The organism is Brevibacterium casei CIP 102111, from assembly GCF_900169275.1.
GTDB lineage: Bacteria > Actinomycetota > Actinomycetes > Actinomycetales > Brevibacteriaceae > Brevibacterium > Brevibacterium casei.
This window is the reverse complement of record NZ_FXZC01000001.1, coordinates 87,896-111,018: the sequence shown is the minus strand read 5'-3', so window position 1 is coordinate 111,018 and position 23,123 is coordinate 87,896. Positions and strand designations below refer to the sequence as shown.

The following is a 23,123-nucleotide window of genomic DNA, read 5'->3' as shown; positions in this document are numbered from 1 at the left end:
GCACCGCGGACCGCCTGCCGCTTTCCAGCCCGTCCTACCGCACGACCTCGCGATGCGAACCGTCGAGCCGCCTCGTCCACCCGCGGGAGTCGAGGTGCTCGAGCAGCGGGATGACGACGCGCCGCGTCGTCCCCAGCGCCTGCCTGGCCTGACTCGTCGTGAACGGCTGATCGAGTCCCGCGAGCAGTCGCATCGCCTGCGCCGGGGTCCGCGGGGAGACGACGACACCGTCGCCGAGGCGCAGCACCCTCCCCGCCTTCTCGGCGACCGCGAGCTCCCGCGCTCCCAGGCGAAGCGCCCGCAGATCATCGGCCTCGGGCGCATCGAAGGGATTGGCCTTGAGACGTTGTTCGACCTCGGCGACACCCGCCTCCGCAGGGCCGAGATCCGCGCGGTGACCGGGTGGGCGGACCACGCCGTCGGCCGCCTCGAGACCGGCCCGTCGGATCACCTCGGCGACGAGCGCGCCGATCCCGGTTCCGCTGCCTGGGGACGCGGCCGGCTGCGCCCCAGCACTCGGCAGCGGCGGATCGACCCGACGCAGGGCCCCGACGACGGCTTTGACCGGCACGCCCGGGGCCATCGGCTGTGCGGCGAGCTGCTTCGCCACCACTTCCTTGGCCGCCGTCACCCACGCCTGGAGTGTCGGAGCGTGCACGAGCCAGGCACCCAGCGCCTCGACATCGGAGGGCAGCGTCTCGGGCACCGTCAGGCCGAACCGCACGAGGACCGCGCGTTCGACGGCTCCGCGCCGAGCCACCTCGGCGAGGACGTCCCCGGTCACCGGCCGCGATGCCAACGCAGCGGCCCGCCGCGCCCCGTCGCCGCGTCGTCCCAGCTCAGGCGGGTCGACGTCGAGGACGACGACGCCGGCGAAGACGTTGCGGCTGCCGGGGTTGCGCAGCACCATGCGGTCGCCGAGTTGCAGCGGCAGCGGTCGCTCGAGGGTGAGCCTGGCATGCTCGGCGTCGAAGGGGCGCAGGCGCACGGGCACGGCGGCGGTGCCGATGTGGAGCATGAGCTCGTGGACGCCGTCGGCGAGCGCCTCCCCCATCGTCCGGCGCACGTCGAGCACCTCGACGATCGGCCACGCATCGGGCGTGATGAGGGCGTCACCTCGGTGGATGTCGTCGACGGGGACGTCGCGGACGTTGACGGCGACGCGCGCGGCGGGGGTGACGACCTCGGCGGAGGATTCCCTGCTCTGCATCCCGCGGATCCCGGTGACGAGGTCGACGGACTCGCCGACGACGCGCACCCGGTCGCCTGCGCGCAGGGTTCCCGCGGTGAGCGTGCCGGTGACGACGGTGCCCGCCCCGGTGATCGAGAACGCCCGGTCGATCCACAGCCGCACGCGCGCGTCCGCGTCCGGAGCGGGGGTGGCGGCGGTGACCTCGTCGAGGCGGGCGATGAGTTCGTCCATGCCCTGCCCCGTCGTCGCCGAGACCGTGACGATCGGCGCATCGGCGAGCGTCGTCCCCCGCAGCTCGGCCCTCACCTGGGCTTCCGTCTCCGTGACGGTGTCCGGCGCGAGGTCGGCGCGGGTGACGACGATGAGCCCCCGGTCGATCCCGAGGGCTGCGATCGCGTCCCGATGATCGCTCGACTGCGCCTGCCAGCCCTTGTCCGCGGCGATGACGAAGCAGACGATCGGCGCCGGACCGACCCCGGCGAGCATGTTCGCGAGGAACCGCTCGTGCCCGGGGACGTCGACGAACGCGAGCTCCCGACCCGAGGGCAGCGTCGTCCACGCGAACCCGAGATCGATCGTCAGCCCGCGCCTGCGCTCTTCGGCCCACCGGTCCGGTTCCATCCCGGTCAGGGCTTTGACCAGGGTCGACTTCCCATGATCGACGTGCCCGGCCGTCGCGACGACGAACATCAGGTGCCCTCGCCGAGGCGGTCGTTCGCGGCCGTCTGCGTCGCGGTTTCCGTGATGCCGGGTCCGCCCTGACCGCGGTCAGCCGCTGCGCCGGTCCCGCCGAGGCGCTCGGCGGCCGCCCGGATCGCATCGGCGAGCGCATCGTCGGAGGTTTCGGGAACGCTGCGGAGGTCGACGAGGCACACGCCCTGGTGGACGCGGGCGACGACGGCCGGATCGCCGAGGCGCAGCGGTTCGGCGAAGTCCTCGGGAAGCTCGAGCGCCCACCCGGGTAAGGGGACGCCGGGAGCACCCCCGCCGCCGACGCGACCGTCATGAGGAACGACGGTTCCGCCGACCGCCTCGGCGAGTCGTTCCGTGCGTCTGCGCAGGTCGACCGGGTCGAGGTGGAGGGCGTCGTGAACGGGGTTCGAGGCTCCTGAGATCGTCGCCTCGATCGCCGCAAGCGTGAGCTTGTCGGTGCGCATCGCGCGGGCGAGCGGGTGCCTCGCGATCCGCTCGACGGCCTCGGTCCGGCCGAGGATGAGGCCGGCCTGCGGTCCGCCGAGGAGTTTGTCGCCGGAGACGATGACGACGTCGGCCCCGTCCCGGAGGGCGGTGTCGATGTCGGGTTCGTTCGGCAGAACCGGGTCGGGGGTGAGGAGCCCGCTGCCGAGGTCGGCGATGAGAGGGAGCTTGTGCTCGTCGGCGAGGCCGCGCAGCTGCGACAGGGTCGCCTCGGCGGTGAAGCCGTCGACGCGGAAGTTGCTCGTGTGGACCTTGAGCAGGCTCGCGGTCGCCGGGCCGACGGCCGCGGCATAGTCGGCCAGGTGGGTCCGATTCGTCGTGCCGACCTCACGGAGGCGAGCGCCGGTGGTGACCATGAGGTCGGGCAGACGGAAGCCGGCCCCGATCTCGACGAGCTCCCCGCGGCTGACGACGATCTCATCCGGGACGGTGGTTCCCGGACCGGACCGGCCCGGCGAGGTCGAATCCGCAGCGTCCCCACTGCCCCGCAGCGCTGTCACGGCGAGGAGCAGGGCGGCGGCGCCGTTGTTGACGACGAGCGCGTCCTCGGCGGCGGGGCAGGCGCGCAGCAGCGCCGCCTTCGCCCCGACGCCGCGCTTGCTCCGCTTGCCGGATTCGAGGTCCATCTCGACGTCGACATAGCCGGCTGCATCGCTGACGGCCTGCTGCGCCGCAGGTGAGAGCGGTGCGCGACCGAGGTTCGTGTGGACGATGATCCCGGTCGCGTTGAGCACGGGGGTGAGCGATGAGGCCGAACGCGTGGTCACGGCCGCGATGACGGTGGGGGTCACCTCGGCGACGGGAAGCTTCCCTGACCGGGCGGAGTCCTGGGCGTCGGCGATGAGGGCACGGATCGTCGCCTCGCCGAGGCGGTCGCGGGCGGCGGCGACCTCGGGCAGGGCGAGGAGATGATCGGTGCGCGGAATGCTCCGGCGGGGGTCGGCCTCGACCATGGCTGCCTCCTCCTCTGTGCCGACGCGCACACGCTCACGTCCCGTTCCGGCAAGCATCCTTACCGGCGATGTCTGTGGCGGAGGCGGACGGGAATCGAACCCGCCAGACCGAGATGCTCGGTCTCACCGGTTTTGAAGACCGGGGGGCCCACCAGGACGCCAGACGCCTCCGGAACGAACTCTACCGGGTACCGCGGACATGGCGATCCACCGCGGTCGGACCCCATCCCGCAAGGGGCGTTGACTGAGGTGAGCGGCGGCAATAGCGTGGACCCCACGACCGACGTCCCCGACCGACCCCGTCCAGCGCCCCTCCCACAAGGCAGGAAGCATGCGAGCAGAGCTCTTCGTCCCTCCCGTCGCCTTCCACGCCGAAGGTCCCGTGTGGTGGCCCGACGACGGTTCACCGGTCGCGAACACGCTGCGCTACGTCGACATGCTCGCCGGACGGATCCTCACCGTGCGACCCGAAGCGCTGACCGCCGACGTCAGCGGCACCTCCGCCGGGTCAGTTCTCACACCGGTGGCCCCCGACATGGTCGACGCGCTCGACGTTCCCGGCCCGGTCGCCGGATGCCTGCGCCCCCGCGTCGCCGGCGGCATCGCCGTCCTCACCGAGCACGGACTCAGTGTCTCCGACGATCCCGCCGGCGGGGCATGGACGGAGATCGCCGAGGTGGTCACCGACCCCGACGTCCGCTTCAACGACGGCGGGTGCGACCCGGCCGGACGATTCCTCGCAGGCACAATGCGCTACGACCAGGGCAAGGGCGGCGGCGCCCTCTACCGGATCACCGGCGACGGCTCGGTGAACACGGTCTTCGACGACGTCACCATCTCCAACGGCATCGCGTGGACCTCGGATGAGCGCCGCGCCTTCTACAACGACACCCCCACCCGCAGCACCTGGGTCCTCGACTGGGACGAGTCGGCGGGACTGAGGAACGCCCGTCGCGTGTTCACCCTCGACGACGATGACCCGGCCGGCGGACCGGACGGACTCTGCGTCGACACCGAGGACAACGTGTGGACGGCGATCTACGGCGGCTCCCGCGTCGAATGCCGCGACGCCGCGGGCACCCTCCTCGAGGTCGTCGACCTTCCCGTCACCAATGTCACCGCCTGCACCTTCGGCGGACCGGATCTGCGCACCCTCTTCATCACGACGACCCAGGAGAACGTCGAGCCGGGCACCCAACCGGGCGCAGGAGGCGTCTTCGCCGTCACCCCCGGCGCCACCGGGGTCCCCGCAGCGCCGTTCGACGGGTGAGCGACGTCGCCTGACGAGCCGCCCGACCAGGCGACACCCACTCACGACCCACGCGACACCCACCCACGACCCCGACCACGACCACGAAGGACCCCGATGAGAGCACTCACTATCACCCCCGGCACCGCTGACTCGCTCGCCGTCACCGACATGCCCACGCCCGAGCCCGCTGCCGACGAGCTCCTCGTCACCGGCCTGGCGATCGGGGTGTGCGGCACCGACCGCGAGCTCAACGGCGGGCAGTACGGGTGGGCGCCTCCGGGTGAGGAACTGCTCATCATCGGCCACGAGTCCCTCGGCCGCGTCGAAGCCGCCCCGGAGGGATCGGCCTTCGCCCCGGGCGACCTCATCGCCGGGGTCGTCCGGCGCCCCGACCCCGTGCCGTGCCCGGCGTGCGCGCACGGCGAGTTCGACATGTGCCGCAACGGTGAGTACACCGAACGCGGGATCAAGGAGCTGCCGGGATTCGGGTCCGAGCAGTGGGTCGTCAAGCAGGACTTCGCCGTCAAGCTCGACCCGAGCCTCGGGCGCACCGGCGTGCTCATGGAGCCGACCTCGGTCGTCGCGAAGGCCTGGGATCAGGTCTTCCGCGTCGGCGAGCGCGCGTTTTTCGACCCGTCGTCCGTCGTCATCGTCGGCGGCGGGACGATCGGGTTGCTCGCGGCCCTCCTCGGCCGGCAGCGCGGGCTCGACGTCCATCTCTACAACGCCACCCAGCGGGACAACAAGGAGGAGCTCGTCAACCGCCTCGGCGGGCAGTTCCACTCCGGTGATCTCCCCGGCGTCCTCGCCGAGGTGAAGCCCGACATCGTCCTCGACACGACCGGGGACTCGGCGACCCTCGCCGACATCCTCGAGGCCGTCACCCCCTACCAGGTCGTCTGCCTCCTCGGCATGCACGACCCGCAGGAGCCCACGCGACTCGACCTCGCGAGCATCGGGAAGACGATCGTCCTCGACAACGTCGCGATCGTCGGGTCCGTCAACGCCAACGTCGACCACTGGAAGCAGGCAGCCGCGGCGCTGGCCGCCGCCGACGACGAATGGCTGACCTCCCTGCTCTCCCGCACGGTCCCCCTCTCGCAGGCGCTCGGGGCCTTCGAACATCACCCCGGCGACATCAAGGTCGTCATCGACCTCCAGGCCTGACGATGGCGGCCGCGGCGAAGGAGAGAGCTCCCGGATCCCTGGCGCTGCGGTCGCTCTACGCGCTCGCCGGAGTCGTCCTCATCGGCCTCGGCGCCGCCATCCTCCAGACCGGAGGGGTCGGTGTCGACCCGTACACGGCGCTCAACATCGGCATCAGCGAGCGGATCGGATGGTCGCTCGGGGCGTATCAGCTGCTGAGCAACCTCATCCTCTTCATTCCCGTGCTCATCTTCGCTCGCCGCTACATCGGCATCGGCACGGTCATCAACATGACGCTGACCGGGTTCTTCATCGACCTCTTCGCCGGTCTCCTCGCTCCGCTCACCGTCGCACCGGGCGATCACGGGGGTGCGACGATGTTCTTCGCGATCGGCATCGTCGTCTTCGCGTTCGGTGCCAGCGGATACATCTCCGCCGGGGTCGGGACCGCGCCCTACGATGCGATCGCCCCGATCATCGTCGACCGCACCGGGTGGAAGTACCAGCGGGTGCGCGTCCCGCAGGACCTCATCGTCCTCGTCGGCGCAATCCTCGTCTCCGGTCCCGTCGGGGTCGGCACGATCATGACCGCGTTCTTCTGCGGCCCGCTCATCGCCTTCTTCTCCTCCCGCGTCAACGAACCCCTCGTCGCGCGGCTGACGAAGGGCCGGGCACTGAGCGACTGCCATCCCGAGGCCGGGAACCCGGCCGATCCGACGAAGCTCATCTGATCCCTCCCCCGTTCACATTCCCTCGCCGAGGTGGTGCGGATTTCGCATGCGCCGCCGAGGCGGTGCCGGAGTCCGGTGCCGCGCCTCTCAGTCGATGCCGAGGCGGGCGAAGGCGCTGCGGAAGATCGTCAGGTCCCCGAGACCGGGCAGCTTCTGCACGCGTTTGTCGAGCTTGTCGAGTTCAGCGGTCTGGTTCCGGAAGAGGTGGGTCATCACGTGCTTGACCTCGGCGTCGTCCATCATCCCCGAGCCCACCGGCTTCCACAGCCTCCCGAGCGCCAGTCGCACGATCCTCTGCGCGCGCGGGTTGTCCTCGAGCCGTTCCTTCGCCTGCGTCGAATAGAACGCGACGTGGCGGGTCTCCTGCTTGGCGATGCGCTCGAGCAGCGGCGAGAGCACCGGGTGGTCCTGCATCGCCGCCATCCGACGGTAGCCTGCGGTGGCCGAGAGCTCGTTGGCTGCGCCCCATGCCATGTGGACGGCGATGAAGTCGGAGCCGACCATGTTCGACAGCAGCGACTGCTTCGCCGGACCGAGGGCGAGCTTCCAGCCCAGTCCCGCCCGCTTCGCCTTGATCTCGTCGTAGTCGACGTGGATGCCGTGCTTCTTCAGCACCGCGGCGAGCGCCTCGCCGTGCCAGAACTCCTCCCGGTTCCACATCGTCATGAACGCCGCCGGCGCGTCCTCCCGGTGCGAGGGGGTGACGAGGAGCTCCCGGACGAAGCACGTCGTGTGGTACTCGACGTCGCACATGTAGCGGACCGTGCGCAGCGTGTCCGCATCCAACGGCATCGCGTCGAAGACGTCGAAGTCGAGGTCCGACCATTTCACCGCCTCGGACGTCTCGGCATAGGTGTCGAAGTCAAAGGCCATTCTCACTCCTGTCTCGAACCGGTCGGCTGCGGTTGGGCCGCAGGCGACTGCCCGCGGTGCCGGGCCGTCCGTCCTTGGTCACCCTCCGTCGGCCTGGACTACCCTGCCGTCGGCGCGCGGTGCGCAGCGCCGCCCGGACCTCGTCCGCCGACGGCTGAGGGTTCCCGGCGAGCTGCTGCCCGATCACCGCATCGGAGGCGGTGAGCGCCCGCCGGTCGGAGCCCTCGGCGAAGAGGCTCGCGAGTGCCGCCGCCTCGTCGGGCTCGGGCACACCGACGACGCGCAGCGGCGCCCAGGGCCAGCCGAGGTGGATCCGGGCGAGGACGGCTTCGCGCCGGGACCGGGTGATGCGGGCGATCGCCTCGGTGCGGAAGAACCGCACGATCTCCTCGCGACGCTCGACCACCTCAGCGAGGACACGGCGGGCCTCCCCGTTCAGCCGCGGAAGCAGGGCGGCCTCCGCGACCTGGAGGGCGCCCTCCTGGACGGCGAGCCGGGCCATGTGGCCGGCGGTGACGGGCTCCCTGACGACGCCCCCGACGATGGGAGCGACGATCGGCAGCGCACGCTCGACCCAGACCTCGCGCAGCCTGGTCGACGGCACCCGCGAGGGCGCGGGGGATCCGGTCGCGCCACCGGCATCGAGGACGTCCCGCAGCGCTTTGGCCAGCCAGTATCGCTCATATCCCCACGCGGTGACGAAGGCGGTGATCCGGGCTTCGTTCGCCGTCCATGAGGCCAGCAGCGCCCGGGTCTCGGCGAGCGCAGAGTTCTCCAAGCGCCAGAGGAATCCCAGGTCACGGGCCGCCTCGGCGGGCAGATCGATGCGCTCACGGTCGACGGGGATGCGACCCCGCGCCTGCTCGAGGTAGCCGGGGACGTCGAAGTCGGTGACGAGGACCGTCGGATGGTCCGCGTCGGAGAACAGGCGTCCGTCGACGTGACCCGGCGGATGCTCGACGTCGACCGCACTCCGGCTTCCCTGCATCACCATTCGAGCACCTTCCATCGCTTCTTCAGGGCATGTCCGTAGAGGCCGAGGTCGGGGGTGACGGCGATCGGCTCGCCGACGAGCTCGAGCCACGCGGCATCGGCGAGCGAATCGCCGTAGCCGGTCGACTTCGCGAGGTCGGCGCCGACGCCGCTCGCGTACTTCCGCAGCCAGTTCGCGCGGGCTTCGTCGACGAGCGGCGGAGTCGCGAGGTACCCGGAGAGCACGCCGTCCGAGGTGACGTCCATGCGGGTGGCGACGACCTCGTCGAAGAGGTCGGCGAGCGGTTCGACGAGGACTTCGAGAGCACCGGTGACGAGCACGGTGCGGTGTCCGGCTGCGCGGTGCTCGTCGATGAGGGTGCGGGCCTGCGGGCGGATCGAGTCGCGGATCCGCTCCCCGAGGCTGCCCGCGATGACCGCGCGCAGCTCGTCGAGGCGGAAGCCCCGGTAGCGCCGGTTGACCATGCGGATGAGCTCGGAGCGGTCACGGGATTCGGCGCGCAGGAGCCCGGGGACGATCCCGGCGATGCCGGCGAGCGCTCCCGGCCAGCGGTGGGGAGGCTGGGTGGCGCGGACGACAGCCGCATACTGCCGGACGATGTTCGTCGAGATCACCGTGCCGTCGAGGTCGAACACGGCGAGCGCATCGCCGGCAGGCAGCAGCCCCGCCGAGGTGGTGCGGTCCTGCCTCGTGCGCGCCCGGTTGCGGGCGTAGGTGCGGGTGAGTTCGGTGATGGCGGGCAGGTGGATGTCCTTGAAGTACCGGTCCCACTCGATGTCGGTGACGTCGAACCCCCGCTCGGGCGCAGTGTCCGCGGGCAGTCGTTCGTGGAGTCGGCGGGTGGCCGCGTCGTCGAAGACCATCTCGGTCTTCGTGTACTGCCGGTAGAGGTCGGCGAACTGGCGCAGAGACCGCAGCCCCGCATCGACGCGGCTCAGATGCGAGACCCACCCGCGGGTGCGCCGGGACGACGGCAGCCGGTCGACGACGGCCCGCCCGAGACGTGAGCCCAGTTCCTTGAGGCGGATGCGCTGTTCGATGAGCTCGGAACTCGGGAAGCTCCATTCGGGAACCGGGGTCGGTTCGCCCTCGGGGTCGGGGATCGGGCGGTCGAGGAAGTACTCGCGCACCGTGCTCACCATCTGGTGGAACGGCAGGGGATTCGACGTGCCGGACACGACATGGAAGTACCGGGCCCCCGCCTCGGCGGCGGTGGATTCGTCCTCTGCGGCGAGCGCGAGGATGACGTTGACGACGAAGTCGACGGGGATGATGTCGAGGACGGAGTCGGCATGGCCGGGGAACTCGGTCAGCCCGCCGTTCGCATAGGCCATGATGAGCGGGTCGGCGACTTTGAAGCCGTCGATCCAGCCGGGGTGGGGCAGGCGGAGCGCGGATTCGATGATCGAGGGCCGGACGAAGGAGACCCGGTGGCCCTGGTCGGCCCATTCGGCTTCGGCGACGCGTTCGGCCATCGCCTTCGTCAACGTGTAGACGTCGGTCCAGCCGAGGGATTCGGCGCGGGTGCGGCCGAACTCGACGAGGCGGTCGGCGACGAAGGCCTCCCGCGCCGCCTCGGCGGACGCGGCGACGGCCTTGGGTCCCATCCGGGAACTCTGGGCGCGGGCGCTGCGGAGGAAGCGGCGCAGCTGTTCGGGAGCACGGGATTCGGCTTCGACCCGGTCGCGGGCGAGTTCGGCGGCCGCGGACTCGGCGCGGTGGTCGACGTTGTGGCTGAGCCGACGCTCCTGGGCGAGGCCCTTGGAGATGCCGCCGACGTACGCCGTCGAGACGTGGATGACGTGCGGGTCCTGCCCGGTCTCGCGCAGGGCCCGGTAGAGGCGCTCGACTCCGGTGACGTTGGTGCGGAACGCCTCGTCGATGGGGGCGTCGAAGGACACCGACGACGCGGAGTGGATGACGACGTCGAAGGCGTGCGGCAGCGGCGGCAGGTCGGTGAGGTCACCCTCGAGGACCTCGACACGCGCCGTGAGAGCATCCCGCACGGCGGCCTCACCGGCCCGTCCGATCCAGGTGGCGAAGACCGGTTTCGTGAGCAGCCGTTCGAGGCGCTGCCTGCCCGACCGGGTGCCCCGGGGACGCACGAGAGCGGTGATGGTGACGTCCGGCCTGCTCTCGAGCAGGGCCTGGAGCACCGCCTGACCGAGGAATCCCGTCACGCCGGTCAGGAGAATGCGGCTGGATGTCATGTGCTGCCTATCGGGTCGCGCGGAAACGGTCTCGGATGCTCATTCGGAGCCGGCGGGGAATCGGATGGGTGGTGCGGTCACCCTCAAGGTCATCGCGGAGTATGACGCAGGTCACTGTATCGTAACAAGCATGCATGTCGCTCTGATCACGGGAGGCACCGCGGGCATCGGTGCCGCGTTCGCCCGTGCCTTCGCCTCTCGCGGCCTCGGACTCGTCCTCGTCGCCCGCGATGAGGGCAGGCTCGAGACCTTCGCGGCCGACCTGCGCTCGGCCTTCGGGATCGAGGTCGAGACGCTCATCGCCGACCTCGCCGACCGTGACGACCAGACGCGGGTCGCCGCGCGCATCGAGGACCCCGGGTCGGACCGGCCCATCGACGTCGTCGTCAACAACGCCGGGTTCTCCGTGCGGGCGAGCCTGCTCGCCACGGACCTCGAGGAGCATGACCGCGGCTTCGAGGTGATGCAGCGGGCGGTGCTCGTCATCGGCGGTGCCGCGGCCCGGGCGATGACCAAGCGCGGACGCGGGTGGATCATCACCGTGTGCTCGGTGAGCTCGGGCCTGACCCAGAACAACTACACCGCGATCAAGGCCTGGGCGCTCAACTACTCGGAGTCGCTCGCTGTCGAGACCGCCGGCACCGGGGTGACCGTGACGGCGCTCGTGCCCGGCTGGGTGCGCACCGAGTTCCATGCCCGCGCCGGCATCGCCGGGACCTCGATCCCCGATGTCCTCTGGCTCGACCCCGACGACCTCGTCGAGGAGTGCCTGCGCGACGTCGCCAGGGGTCGGACCGTGAGCGTACCGCAGCTGCGCTGGAAGGCCATCGTCGCAGGCCTCCGGATCGCCCCCCGGTCGGCGATCCACCGACTCTCGAGTGCTCTCACCTCCCGCCGGAACGAGGAGAGAGACCGCCGTGGTGCCTGAACGCGAGCCCCACGACCGTGCGTACGTGGGGCTTCGCTCGCACGACGTGCGCCATCCGCGCGAGCGGCTTCGTCCGCGCGTGGGGCACCGTACGAGGGACGGGGAGAATTTCCTCGCCGAGGCGGCATCCGGTTCTGGGGTCGGCTCCGAACCCCGGGCGATGAGAGCAGAGAGAACACCCCAGGGTCAGTCGCCCGCAGTCGTGCCGGCGGCGGCACCGACCGAGGTGCCGACGACCCCGCCGTCGCGGGACGCAGCACCCCCACCTCCGCACGCCCCGTCCACGGCGATGTACCGCTCCCGGGCGCGCGCGGCGCTGCGCTTCGTCCTCCAGCGCGTCCTCTTTCGCGGTCTCGTCCGCTCGACGATCACCCCCTCGGCACGGATCGATCCCGAGGTGCGCGGCCTGCGCGGTGGGTTCCTCGTCGTCGCCAACCACACCTCGCACCTCGACGCGCCGCTCATCGCGCAGAGCCTGCCGCGAGGACAGGCGCGTCTGCTCGCCGCCGGGGTCGCCTATGACTACTTCTTCACAGCGTGGCACAAGCGGATGTTCGTCCGACTCCTCTTCAACGCCTTCCCCGTCTACCGGGAGGGCTCCCACGGCAGCTCCGAGACGCCCCGCGCCCTGCTGCGCTCAGGTGTGCCCGTGCTCCTCTTCCCCGAGGGCGGGCGTCAGCAGAACGGGTTCGTCGCCGACTTCAAGGTGGGGGCGATCAAACTCGCCGTCGACACCGGCGCGCCCATCGTCCCGACGGCCGTCGTCGGCGGTTCGGAGGCGATGCCGAAGGGCACGAGCTGGCCGGTGCCCGGCCGCCGACCGGTGCGCGTCATCGTCGGCGCCCCCGTCGTCGCCCAGCCCGGGGAGTCGCTGCCGGCGCTGACGGCGCGGGTCCAGTGCCGGGTCGAGGAGCTCTTCGACGCCGGGGCCGACGAACTCGGCCTCGCCCGACTCACCCACCGACGTGTCCCTGGCGACGAATCCGGGCGCACCGACCGTGCCCCGCAGCCCGACAAGCAGGGCGCGGCAGAGAAGCAGGCCACAGCCGACAGACCGGGCACCACAGATCACACCACCGACGAAGGGACGAGGACGTGAGCGCACCGCTGAGCGTCGACGAGGTCAGGCGACACCGCTGGTGGGGCTGGGGCGCCGACGGCGTCGAGTTCCGCTGGGAGACGAAGCCCGCCTTCGCTGCGATCGCGAAGGAGAAGGTCGGCCTCGACCTGTGGAACGCCCCGCGCCCGCGCATCCCCGACCTCGGCGGGTTCGACGTTCCCGCCTCACGGGTGAGCGAGGATGGCCTCGCCGTCCTCGCCGAGGCGGTGGGGACCGAGAACGTCAGCGTCGACGACGAGCTGCGGGTCATCCACTCCTTCGGGCGCTCCCTGCCCGACCTCTACCGTGTCCGGAACGGGACGATGCCCCGTCTCACCGATGTCGTCGTCCATCCCGGCAGCGAGGAGGAGATCGCCGAGGTGCTCACCGCGGTCCTCGACCACGATCTCGTCCTCATCCCCTACGGGGGCGGCTCGTGCATCTCCGGTTCGGTCACCCCCGACCCCGACGAGGAGCGACCCATCGTGTCGCTCAACCTCGGTCGGATGCGGCGCGTCCTCGAGGTCGACGAGTACTCGGGCCTCGCGCGGGTCGAAGCCGGCGCGTACGGACCCGACCTCGAGGAGCAGCTGGGCGTCCGCGGGTGGACCATGGGGCACTTCCCCGATTCGTTCAGCTATTCGACGCTCGGCGGGTGGGCGGCGACCCGGTCGTCCGGGATGCAGTCGGACAGGTACGGCGACATCGAGGACATCGTGCGCGGGATGCGCGTCGTCCACCCGCGCGGAGTCGTCGTGAGCAAGCCGATCCCCGGCCGGGACTCCGGCCCCTCGGTCCACGAGATGATCCTCGGCAGTGAGGGCCGCCTCGGCGTCATCAGCGAATGCACGGTCCGGATCCACCGGAAGCCGGAGGTGAGGGAGGTCGTCGCCTACCTCTACCCGGATTGGGCGTCCGGGGTCGAGGCGATGCACGACATCGCGCGCTCGGAGGCCAACCCGACGTTCACCCGGCTCTCCGACGGACCCGAGACGCGGTTCAGCCTCGCCATGGTCTCGGAGCCGACGACGGTGAAGTCGAAGCTCACCGCCCGCGGTCAGGACGCACTCTTCGCCTATCTGCGCTCGCGCGGCTGGGACACGACGGAGGGGATGTGCCTGTCCTACGTCTGCTTCGAGGGCTCGAAGGAGCACGTCGGACGCGAGAAGACCGCGGTCAAGAAGATCGTCGCAGGTCGCGGCGGAATCAGCCTCGGCACCGGGCCGGGCGCGATCTACGACCAGAAGAAGTTCGACACGCCCTACCTGCGCGACTTCCTCCTCAACTACCGGGTCTTCGGCGACGTCTGCGAGACGGGGGTGAGCTGGGCGAACCTCAAGGACATGCATGCGCGCGTGCATGAGCGCTTCGCCCAGGTCCGCGCCGAGATGGGCGGCCCCGGCTTCATGTTCTGCCACATGTCCCACAGCTATCACGGAGGCGCGTGCCTCTACTTCACGTTCGCGATCCCCTACACCGAGGAGGACACCGCGCTCGCGGAGTACCGAATGGTCAAGGAGGCCGTGCAGCAGGAGTTCATCGACTCCGGGGGAGGGCTCTCCCACCACCATGGGGTCGGCACCGAGCATCGTCCGTGGATCGTCGACGACATCACCGAGGCGGGCGCGTTCATGGTCGATTCCCTCTTCCGCGCCACCGATCCCGGACGCAACCTCAACCCCGGGAAGATCGTCGCCGAGGCGGTGCCCAAGGGCCGTACCGACGCCGGGTCCCAGCGCGATCACGCCGCCGATCCGACCCTATGAATCTCGTCGGCCCGCCCTGCTAGGCTCGCGCACATGGACACCTCGATCGACGTCTCGGAGTACCGCCTCACCGGTTTCGCCCACGGCGGCGGCTGTGCGTGCAAGATCCCCCCGGGCGAGCTCGAGGACGCCGTCCGCGGCCTCACCGGGCAGACGAACCCGCAGGTCATCGTCGGTCTCGACGACGGCGATGACGCCTCAGCGGTGCGGATCCGCGAGGACCTCGCAGTGCTGAGCACAGCCGACTTCTTCACCCCCGTCGTCGACGATGCCTACGACTGGGGGCGGATCGCGGCGGCGAACGCGCTCTCGGACATCTACGCGATGGGCGGGACCCCGGTCACGGCGATCAACCTCGTCGGGTGGCCGCGCGAGGTCCTGCCGTTCGAGCTGCTCACCGAGGTGCTCCGCGGAGGCCTCGACGTCGCCGCCGAGGCGAACTGCCCCGTCGCCGGCGGTCATTCGATCGACGACCCCGAGCCGAAGTACGGCATGGCCGTCACCGGGGTCGCCCATCCCGAGGCGATCATGCGCAACGACGCCGCCGAGGCGGGACTGCCGATCACCCTGACGAAGCCGATCGGCGTCGGGATACTCAACAATCGGCACAAGCAGACCGGCGAGGTCTTCCCCGAGGCGATCGCGACGATGACGGAACTCAACGCATCCGCGTCCCGGGAGGCTGTGGCCGCAGGCGTCCGCGCGGCCACCGACGTCACCGGCTTCGGACTCCTCGGCCACCTCTTCAAGATGGGGCGGGCCTCGGGGGTCGGTGCGGTCATCGACACGGCAAAGGTCCCCCGCCTCGGCGGGGTCGATGAGTCGATCGCGGCAGGATTCGTCTCCGGCGGCACCCGCCGCAACCTCGACTGGGTGCGCCCGCACCTGATGACCGACGACACCGTCACCGAGGACGATCTCCTCCTCCTCGCCGATGCGCAGACGTCCGGCGGCCTCCTCGTCGTCGGCGAGCTGCCCGGCTATCCCGTCATCGGCGAGACCGTCGCCGGGTCGGGCATCACCGTCCGCTGAGGAGAACGATGGCGACGACCCTGCCCAAGGACTTCCGAGAATACGGCGATGCGTATTCCCCGACCGAGCTGCAGGAGATCTTCGAGTCTCGGCCGCTCGATGCCCCCGGCGGATACCGCAAGCAGACGGCTCTCGCCTACAGCACCGTGACCGCCGAGGGCGTCACCTGGCTGCTCGACCACGGTGCCGACATCGAGGCCGAGGACCAGTTCCACGCGTCGCCGCTGGTCACGCGAGCCGCGGCGGGCGATCTCGAGGTCGTCGACCTGCTCATTAAGCGCGGGGCGGACCCGATCAGAGCCGGAAGCAGGCACACGCCGCTGTGTGCTGCGGCGGCCAACCACCGCGTCGACGTCGTCGCCTTGCTCCTCGAGCGGGGGGCAACCCTGACCGAGACGGATCCGCTCGGGTGGACGGCACTCGATCTCGCCGCCATCCGCTGCGAACCGTCGAAGGTCGAACGAGGACTGCCCGTCGTCCGGCTCCTCGCCTCCCGGGGCGGAACTTTGAGCGAGGACGCTCGCCCGTATCTGTGCAAGGCGATGACGACGCTGTACCGGTACCAGGCCGCCGGCAATGCTCGCATCGCGACGGTCGACGCTATGACAGATCTCCTTGAGATGTTCGATATCGACCTGCCTGCACGCCCTCGCGTGCTCGCCGACGGCGAGGCGATCACCGTCACTACCTCGGGATGGACGAAGCAGTTCTCAGAACTGTGGGGGATCCTTGTGCCGGGCTCCGGACCCTCCGCGAGTGTGCAGGGTGAGGTCATCCGCATCGCCGGTCGGATCGGTCATGAGATCCTCGACAACGGCGGGGCGAACTGGGATCGCGACTTCGCGGCGATGGCGACGGCATTCTCCCGGCATGTGCGGAGCGGGGTGCCGCTTTCGGACGATGGTCTGCGCGCCGTCGATGCCGCACTCGCCCAGGTCCGGGGCGGCGGGCTCTCGGAGCAGGCTGTCGACACGCTCACCGAGCAGAGCGTGGCCTGGGTCCTCGTCAACCCCGAGCGCCGTCCCCTGGACACGCCCGACTACCTCCGCTGAACACGTTCACTCGCGCTTCGCGCTCCCGTAAGCCGGTCCGCGAACCCTCACCCCACCCGCGCTTCGATGCCGGCGATGATGATGTCGAGGCCCCGTCGATAGAGCTGTTCGTTGCGCGCGGTCCCCGTCGGATGCGCGGCGATGAGGTCGGTGAGCGGGGAGTCCTCGTCGTCGGCGTCGAAGATCTCCGTCGGTGAGAGCGCATCGATCGCGACCCCGAACGCGAAGGCGTCGAGGACCTCGACGGTCGAGAGGACCTCGCCCTCGGGCAGCCCCGCCCGCTTGAGAGCAGAGACGAGGGATTCGTAGAGGCGCAGGGTCTGCGGTTCTTCGATGGTCACGCCGAGGAGGTGGATCATCACCCGCGGATGGTCGGCGTAGAGGCGCCACAGCGAGCCGACCCCCGCGCGCACCGCGTCCTGCCACGTGTCCCCGTCCGGCGTCGGCAGCACGTACTGGCCGCTGAGTACCTCGCGCATCGCGTGGACGATGCCCTCCCGCCCGTCGACGTGGTGGTAGAGCGAGGAGAGGCTGACCCCGAGCCGCTTCGCGAGCGGCTGGATCTTGAGCTCCTGCCCGGAGTCGAGCATCTCGATCGCGGCGAGCGCGATCTTCTCTCGGCTCAGCAGCGGTGAGGTCGGTCGTGCCATCGAGTGCTCTTTCCCGGGTCGAGGTCGGCAGTGGCTGGTCGGCGCCGATGGATTGACATCGACGGGTGTGGCATGCACCATACTAGTTAACCGAAAACATTTCGGTTAACTGAGTTTCTGGCAAAGGGGCCGTCCATGACTTCACCGACACCGACCCAGGCGAGCGCCGTCGACGATCCGCGCGTGCCGCTGGGACTGCGCAACGGCGCGGCGATCTTCCTCGTCTCGCTCGCCGGTCTGATGATGGCCAATCTCGCCCCGCTCATCATGTCGGTCCTCGAGGACGTCGGCTTCGACGTCATCGCCTCCGGCAACATCCTCACGTGGGCGCTGCTCGCCTCGGCGGTCGTCGGCCTCGCCACCTCGCGGTTCGCCTCCGGCTCCCACCGTCGCACGCTCGCCTCGATCGGGCTCATCGTCGCGATCATCGGCTTCCTCGTCGCCGCCTTCGCAGGCTCCCCGGGCGCGGTGGTCACCGGCTTCATCATCGGCGGGGCCGGGGTCGGCACAGCGATCTCGAGCTCGGGCGCGGCGATCGCGGCCGTCCGCAATCCCAACCGGGTGAGCGCGACGAGCGGGGTCGTCAACCGTCTCCTCGTCATGGTCGTCCTCGCCCTCATCCCCGTCATCGGGCTCGCCCAGATCACCGTCTTCGGTGCCCTCGCCCTGCTCGCGGCGATCAGCCTCGCCGTGACCGTGTGGCTGCCCGACACCCCCGACTACTCGACCGCGGACATCGTCGCCGAGGCGCCCGCCGGGTCCCGCACGCCGCGCACGGTCATGCTCGCCGGCATCGGCGTCCTCATCGTCTTCCCTGTGTGGGGCACGAGCGAGGACTCCGTGTGGACGCTCGCACCCGTCCTCGGCGACGCCGTCGGTCTGAGCGAGCAGAGCCTCGGCTTCGCGCTCAGCGCCGCCGCCGGCGTCGGGGCCGCGGCGATGCTCGTCGTCACCCTCCTCGGCACCCGGATCGGACGGGCTGTGCCGCTCGCCGCTGCCCTCCTCCTCGGCGGGATCACGAAGATCTGGATCGGGATGACCACGGATGCGCTCACCCTCGCCGTCCTCATCGTCGTCGTCAACACGATCTACGCGTTCGCGTTCGTCCTCTTCATCGCCACCGCCGCCGGCCTCGACGCGCGCGGCAGCTGGTCGGGCCCCCTCATCGGCGCCTACATCGTCGGGTCGAGCTTCGCCCCGATCATCGGCGCGTGGGTGATCGAGTCCGTCGGCATCGCGAACTTCGGCCTCATCATGGGCATCGTCAGCTTCGTCGTCATCATCCCGACCGTGTGGATCGCCCGCGTCTCGACCCGCGTCGAACGCACGCTCAGCCACCTCGGCGAGGACCCCGCCTGACCGCGCCCGCCGTCCCCGCACCCTGCCCCTCCACGGAAGGACACCATGACCACCGTCTTCACCAACGCCACCGTCTTCACCGGGGATGAGCACTCCCCCCTCGCCGAGGCGGTCGCCCTCGACGCCGGCCGTGTCCTCGCCGTCGGGGACCGGGAGTCCGTCGTCGCGGCGGCCGGGCCGGACGCCGAGGTCACCGACCTCGGCGGGGCACTCGTCACCCCCGGCATCGTCGAGGCGCACACGCACCTCGCGATGTTCGGCCAGGCGCTCGACAAGGTCCAGCTGCGGGACTGCACGAGCCTCGAGCAGATCCAGGACCGGCTCCGACAGGCACGGAAGGAGCAGCCGGATGCGGAGTACCTCCTCGGCGCGAGCTGGATGTTCGAAGCCGTGCCGGGCGGGGAGCCGACCGCGGCGATGATCGACGAGGCGGTCGCCGACATCCCCGTCGTCCTCGATTCCAACGACGTCCACTCGACGTGGGTGAACACGGCCGCGCTGAACGCGATGGGCATCGACGCGACGACGCCGGATCCACCCGGCGGCCGGATTGTCCGCGACAGCACGGGGGCGGCGACCGGGTTCTTCCTCGAGAGCGCGGCGATCGAGTACGTGTGGGCCTACCTCGATGAGATCACCACCGACGAGGACCGGGATCGGTTCCTCGACCTCGCGTTCGCGACCTACCTCGAGACCGGGGTGACGGCGGCGACGGATATGGCTCTCGGTGAGACCGAGCTCGCGACGTTCCTCCGCCGGCTCGAGCGCGACGGCCGGCTGCCTTTTCCTGTGAGCGCGCACTGGCTGCTCCGACCGACCGGTGATCCAGAGGCTGACCTTGCCGCCGTCGCCCGCGCCGCCGAGGTGCGCGACCTCGTCGCCGAGCGGTTCGACACGGACTCGTTCCGGATCACCGGGGTGAAGTTCATCCTCGACGGGGTCATCGATGCGTGCACCGCGGCGATGCGAGCACCGTACGCGGACGGGTCGAATGCCGAGCCGATCTGGTCGTTCGAGACCGCCGCACCGGTGGCGGCGGCCGCGGACGCCGCAGGTCTGCAGCTGGCCATGCACGCGATCGGGGATCGGGCGAGCGAGATCGCGCTCGACCTCGTCGAGGAGTGTGTGCGGGTCAACGGCCCGAAGATCCGGACTCCGCGCATCGAACACCTCGAATCGTGCACAGAGGCGACGATCCGGCGCATGGCGGCCCTCGGGGTCACCGCATCGATGCAGCCGGTCCACTGCGATCCGGCGATCATGGGCAATTGGAAGGCGATGCTCGGCGACGAGCGTGCGGAGACCGGTTTCCCGTGGCAGAGGTTCCGGGAGGCGGGAGTGCCGATCGCACTCGGCACCGACGCTCCGACCGCGCCCCATGAGGCCGCCCACAATCTCTTCATCGCCCTGACCACGCGCTCGGCTCTCGAACCGGGACCCGCCGAGTACCATCCCGAGCGGGCCTTCACGCCCGCGCAGGCGCTCGACGGGCTGACCCGGGCCGGGGCGCAGGCAGGCGGCTTCACCGACGGAGTCGGCGAGATCCTCCCCGGCGGTCGGGCGAATCTCATCGTCGTCAGCGTCGACCCGTTCGCCGGCGACCGCGACGAACTCCTCGACTCCCGCGTCTTGCGCACGATCGTCGACGGCGACGAGCTCTGGCGGGACCCCGCGGTCGACGGGTAGGGAGCGCAGAAGCGACGGGCGGGTTGGTCGTACCGCTCCTGCGAAGACCTGCCGCTGAGGGTAGGACATGACTGCCGAGGTAAGTCGTGATGCCCAGGGTGCCTCTCGGCGACCCCCGTCAAGCACCCCGTCGGTGCAGCCGCACAAACAACCCGTGCAACGCTCGGATTAGGCGCTCAGGGTTGTTCGTGCGCAGCCACGCGGAGGACGTGGCGTTCCGCCGCGGAACTGCCGCTAAGGGTATGACGTGCCGCTGCAGGTGCGTCGCGACGACGCTCCTCACCCATCCAGCGCACGCAGCCGCACACACTCCCCGAGCACCGCGCTGGTCACGCGGTGGTGATCGAGTCGTCGGTGATGCCGCGGGCGCGGCGCTCGGCGAGGCGGGCGCGCTGGGGTTCGATGACGTGGCGCGGATCCTTCGTCGACTCGATGCCGGCTTCGAGCACACCGAAGCGCGTGTACGCCGAGGCGGCGGCCAGTGCCGCACCGCTGACCACGGACAGCGTCCGCAGCAGAGTCCGCGTCTTCCAGCTCCGGCCAGCCTTGTTCGCGGCCACCGTCGCGGCGCCCGAGGCGGCGACGCGACCGGCCGCCCCGCTCGCCGCGGCCTTGACGACTCCCGCGCCCTTGAGAGACGCGACACCCGAGACCAACCCGGAGGCAGCGCCCTTGGCCGCACCCTTCGCGACGCCGAGCGCCTTGTCCCCGGTCCGCGATCCGAGCTTCTTCGCAAACACGCGGGCTCCGACCTCGACGACGGCGGCGCCGATCGCGCCGGCGATGAGGAGCTTCTCGGCCCGGTGGAGTTTGTGACCGGGTTCGCCGTCCTCCATCGGTTCGACCTCGACCGGGTGCATGCGCTTCTTCATCTGCGACATCGCGTACATGTCCCCGGCCGACCCCATGAGCGCGAGCAGGCGCGCCGGTTCGGCCTCGCGCACCGGCGAGAGCGCCATCGCCGCACCACCGGCGGCCAGTGACGCCGAGGACACGAAGACATACGGCAGTCCGTTGCGGCCGGCCGCGTTCCAGGTGGGCACCGCGGTGTCGCCGAGGAGCACGGCCGTATACGCGGCCAGCGGGGTCGCGAACAGCGCCGACTCGAGGGCCGCAGGCAGCTCGAGGGCGTGGAGCAGCTTCCGGAACGGACCGAGCGGGATGAGCTTCTCCCTCGTCAGCCGGTCGACCTCGATGACGGACGTGATGCCCGCCCCGACGCCGAACCCGGAGAGGATCCACGTGCCGAGGCTCATCGGGGAGCTCACCTTGACCACGCGCATCATGTTGATGAACCGCTCGGGACGCCCGAGGTCCTTGACGAGCGCGGCACCGCCGACGGCGGTCGCGGTGATCGCGGTCAGCCGGGTCGCCGCCCGCATGCCCGGCCGGTCGCTCAGCTGCGAGCCGAGCCCGAGCAGCGTCGACCCCCCGGCGAGGCCGCCGAGGAAGAGGTAGAGCGAGATCTCATGTCCCCATGGCGGCGGTTTGACGATGGGCCGACCGTAGTAGGACGTGAACTCGACATCCTCGACCATCGGCATCTCGCGTCCGCCGTCGGCGCCGCGGTTCTGCCAGCCGCCGCCGGAGCCGCCCTGACCACCGGAACCGCGGCCAGACCCGGGCCCTCCACGACCGCCTCGGCGACGCTTCTTCCGGCCGCCTTCGGGCTCAGGGGGACGGTAGGAATCGTATTCGGATGTGCTCATGGACGTCGGCTCCCGAGGAAGGACAGACCGGCCGCGGCGATCATGCCGAGCGCGGCGATGCCTGCGGTGGCGAACATCGCGGGCAGGTCCTTCGTCGCGACCCTGGGGTCCGGCGGCAGGCCGTAGACCTCGGGTTCGTCGAGGAGGAGGAAGACCGATCCGGTGCCGCCCACGCCGTCGTTGGGGTTGGCCCCGTAGAGGCGCGCCTCGGTGAGTCCCTTCGCATGGAGCTCGGCGACGCGGTCGTGCGCCTGGGCGACCATGTCCTCTCGGTCGCCGAACTTGATCGACGTCGTCGGGCAGGTCTGCGCGCACGCCGGGGTCTGACCCTCGACGAGGCGGTCGTAGCAGAGCGTGCACTTGTTCGCCGTGTGCATGTTCGGAATGTCGTCGGTGTCCAGGGGCCGCTCGTTGCCGTTGCGGTCCGTGGGCGGACGGATCGTGCCGTCGTCGCGGCGTTCGATGACGCCGAACGGGCAGCCGGCCACGCACGTGCCGCAGCCGTTGCAGACATCGGCCTGGACGACGACGGTGTCGAACTCGGTGCGGAAGAGCGCACCGGTCGGGCAGACGTCGAGGCAGCCGGCGTGCGTGCAGTGCTTGCACACGTCCGAGGACATCAGCCAGCGGAAGTCCGCGGTGTCCGGCGGCGTCGTGTCGACGCCGTCGAAGTCGACGGGGTCGAGGGCTCCGGGGGCGAGCAGGTCGACGTCGAGCTGCGGCGACGACGGCAGACCGCCGCCTGCTCCGCCCACCGGCTGGGGGCCTGAGGTCTCATCCGTGCGCGGGCGGATCCCGGGCATGCCGAGGTTGACGAGCTTGCGACCCGACTCCCTCGCCGCTTCGATCTGCTCCTTGCCCTGTTCGATGAAGGCGACGTGACGCCACGTGTTGGCACCGAGCTCACCCGTGTTGTCGTACGACATCCCGAGGATCTCGAAGTTGCCGTCCTGCGGGTTGTGATTCCATTCCTTGCACGCGACCTCGCACGCCTTGCAGCCGATGCAGATCGAGGTGTCGGTGAAGAATCCCTTGCGGTGGTGCGTCGAGTCGTGCCAGTGGCCGTCCGCGACGGTGCCGCCATCCAGCGTCGGTGCCGCCATCAGTCGTCCTCCTCTTTCTCCTCAGCGCGCTCATCGTCGCGTCTGCGTGCTCGCTTCTCGTACTCCCAGGCGTTCGCCGGCTGCTCGGGATCGACCGGTTCGTACGGTCGGCCCTCGGCGTCGTAGCCGAAGTCCGGGTCCCCGTCGGTCGGGTCGCCGTCGACGGCGAAGTTCGCGTCGACGCGCTTCTT

At 70.5% G+C, this 23,123-nt stretch carries 18 protein-coding genes and 1 tRNA gene; 10 read left to right on the top strand and 9 right to left on the bottom strand.

Going from position 1 to position 23,123, the window contains the following annotated elements; translation table 11 throughout:
- Positions 1-34 precede the first annotated feature (34 nt).
- The 3 genes from selB to BC102111_RS00475 form a co-directional block, all read right to left on the bottom strand.
- Complete coding sequence (selB, locus tag BC102111_RS00485) at positions 35-1,882, bottom strand: selenocysteine-specific translation elongation factor (protein ID WP_101623350.1); 1,848 nt, start codon at positions 1,880-1,882, stop codon at positions 35-37.
- A complete protein-coding gene (gene selA / locus BC102111_RS00480) occupies positions 1,882-3,342 on the bottom strand; it encodes an L-seryl-tRNA(Sec) selenium transferase (protein ID WP_101623349.1) in 1,461 nt (486 codons plus the stop codon). Before selA ends, selB begins: the two co-directional genes overlap by 1 nt.
- A 75-nt stretch (positions 3,343-3,417) precedes the next feature.
- Positions 3,418-3,513: transfer RNA gene (locus BC102111_RS00475), tRNA-Sec, on the bottom strand.
- A 160-nt stretch (positions 3,514-3,673) separates the two neighbouring features.
- Between BC102111_RS00475 and BC102111_RS00470 the strand changes: the two genes are divergently transcribed.
- The 3 genes from BC102111_RS00470 (at position 3,674) to BC102111_RS00460 (ending at position 6,471) form a co-directional block, all read left to right on the top strand.
- Complete coding sequence (locus tag BC102111_RS00470; protein ID WP_101623348.1) at positions 3,674-4,612, top strand: SMP-30/gluconolactonase/LRE family protein; 939 nt, start codon at positions 3,674-3,676, stop codon at positions 4,610-4,612.
- A gap of 96 nt (positions 4,613-4,708) precedes the next feature.
- Positions 4,709-5,761: a glucose 1-dehydrogenase gene (locus BC102111_RS00465; protein ID WP_101623347.1), complete on the top strand. Its 1,053-nt coding sequence runs from the start codon at positions 4,709-4,711 to the stop codon at positions 5,759-5,761.
- A 2-nt stretch (positions 5,762-5,763) separates the two neighbouring features.
- On the top strand, positions 5,764-6,471 hold the full coding sequence (locus tag BC102111_RS00460; RefSeq protein ID WP_101623346.1) for a YczE/YyaS/YitT family protein: 708 nt from the start codon (positions 5,764-5,766) through the stop codon (positions 6,469-6,471).
- 87 nt (positions 6,472-6,558) lie between these two features.
- Here the strand turns inward: BC102111_RS00460 and BC102111_RS00455 are convergent, their stop codons facing one another.
- Genes BC102111_RS00455 through BC102111_RS00445 form a run of 3 tightly spaced genes read right to left on the bottom strand, consistent with a single transcriptional unit; the run spans position 6,559 to position 10,548 of the window.
- Complete coding sequence (locus BC102111_RS00455) at positions 6,559-7,344, bottom strand: ferritin-like domain-containing protein (RefSeq protein WP_101623345.1); 786 nt, start codon at positions 7,342-7,344, stop codon at positions 6,559-6,561.
- Positions 7,334-8,338 carry a hypothetical protein gene (locus BC102111_RS00450; RefSeq protein WP_101623344.1) on the bottom strand — a complete coding sequence of 335 codons (1,005 nt, stop codon included), beginning with the start codon at positions 8,336-8,338 and terminating at the stop codon, positions 7,334-7,336. The genes BC102111_RS00455 and BC102111_RS00450 overlap by 11 nt, the downstream gene beginning before the upstream one ends.
- Positions 8,332-10,548, bottom strand: a complete 2,217-nt coding sequence (locus BC102111_RS00445; protein WP_101623343.1) for an HAD-IB family hydrolase — start codon at positions 10,546-10,548, stop codon at positions 8,332-8,334. Before BC102111_RS00445 ends, BC102111_RS00450 begins: the two co-directional genes overlap by 7 nt.
- A 130-nt stretch (positions 10,549-10,678) precedes the next feature.
- Here BC102111_RS00445 and BC102111_RS00440 point away from each other — a divergent pair, with 130 nt between their 5' ends.
- The 5 genes from BC102111_RS00440 (at position 10,679) to BC102111_RS00420 (ending at position 16,425) form a co-directional block, all read left to right on the top strand.
- On the top strand, positions 10,679-11,476 hold the full coding sequence (locus BC102111_RS00440) for an SDR family NAD(P)-dependent oxidoreductase (RefSeq protein WP_101623342.1): 798 nt from the start codon (positions 10,679-10,681) through the stop codon (positions 11,474-11,476).
- 160 nt (positions 11,477-11,636) lie between these two features.
- On the top strand, positions 11,637-12,575 hold the full coding sequence (locus BC102111_RS00435; RefSeq protein ID WP_146001375.1) for a lysophospholipid acyltransferase family protein: 939 nt from the start codon (positions 11,637-11,639) through the stop codon (positions 12,573-12,575).
- Entirely contained in the window at positions 12,572-14,341 is a 1,770-nt protein-coding gene (locus tag BC102111_RS00430) for an FAD-binding oxidoreductase (protein WP_101623340.1), read from the top strand. Before BC102111_RS00435 ends, BC102111_RS00430 begins: the two co-directional genes overlap by 4 nt.
- A gap of 33 nt (positions 14,342-14,374) precedes the next feature.
- Positions 14,375-15,373 carry a selenide, water dikinase SelD gene (selD, locus tag BC102111_RS00425; protein WP_101623339.1) on the top strand — a complete coding sequence of 333 codons (999 nt, stop codon included), beginning with the start codon at positions 14,375-14,377 and terminating at the stop codon, positions 15,371-15,373.
- 8 nt (positions 15,374-15,381) lie between these two features.
- Entirely contained in the window at positions 15,382-16,425 is a 1,044-nt protein-coding gene (locus BC102111_RS00420) for an ankyrin repeat domain-containing protein (protein ID WP_101623338.1), read from the top strand.
- Between the two features lie 47 nt (positions 16,426-16,472).
- On the opposite strand, the gene BC102111_RS00415 is transcribed toward BC102111_RS00420, so the two are convergent.
- Positions 16,473-17,075 (bottom strand): TetR/AcrR family transcriptional regulator, encoded by a 603-nt coding sequence (locus tag BC102111_RS00415; protein ID WP_101623337.1) that lies wholly within the window; start codon positions 17,073-17,075, stop codon positions 16,473-16,475.
- A gap of 135 nt (positions 17,076-17,210) precedes the next feature.
- Here BC102111_RS00415 and BC102111_RS00410 point away from each other — a divergent pair, with 135 nt between their 5' ends.
- Complete coding sequence (locus BC102111_RS00410) at positions 17,211-18,434, top strand: MFS transporter (RefSeq protein WP_101623336.1); 1,224 nt, start codon at positions 17,211-17,213, stop codon at positions 18,432-18,434.
- Positions 18,435-18,479: 45 nt separating this feature from the next.
- Complete coding sequence (locus BC102111_RS00405; protein WP_101623335.1) at positions 18,480-20,120, top strand: amidohydrolase; 1,641 nt, start codon at positions 18,480-18,482, stop codon at positions 20,118-20,120.
- Positions 20,121-20,449: 329 nt separating this feature from the next.
- Here BC102111_RS00405 and nrfD read toward each other — a convergent pair whose 3' ends face one another.
- Together nrfD and BC102111_RS00395 are read right to left on the bottom strand one after the other, a co-directional pair.
- Positions 20,450-21,829: an NrfD/PsrC family molybdoenzyme membrane anchor subunit gene (gene nrfD, locus BC102111_RS00400; RefSeq protein WP_101623334.1), complete on the bottom strand. Its 1,380-nt coding sequence runs from the start codon at positions 21,827-21,829 to the stop codon at positions 20,450-20,452.
- The gene (locus BC102111_RS00395) at positions 21,826-22,932 is read right to left on the bottom strand and encodes a 4Fe-4S dicluster domain-containing protein (protein ID WP_009376796.1); all 1,107 of its coding nucleotides are present in this window, start codon (positions 22,930-22,932) and stop codon (positions 21,826-21,828) included. The genes nrfD and BC102111_RS00395 overlap by 4 nt, the downstream gene beginning before the upstream one ends.
- Positions 22,933-23,123 lie beyond the last annotated feature (191 nt).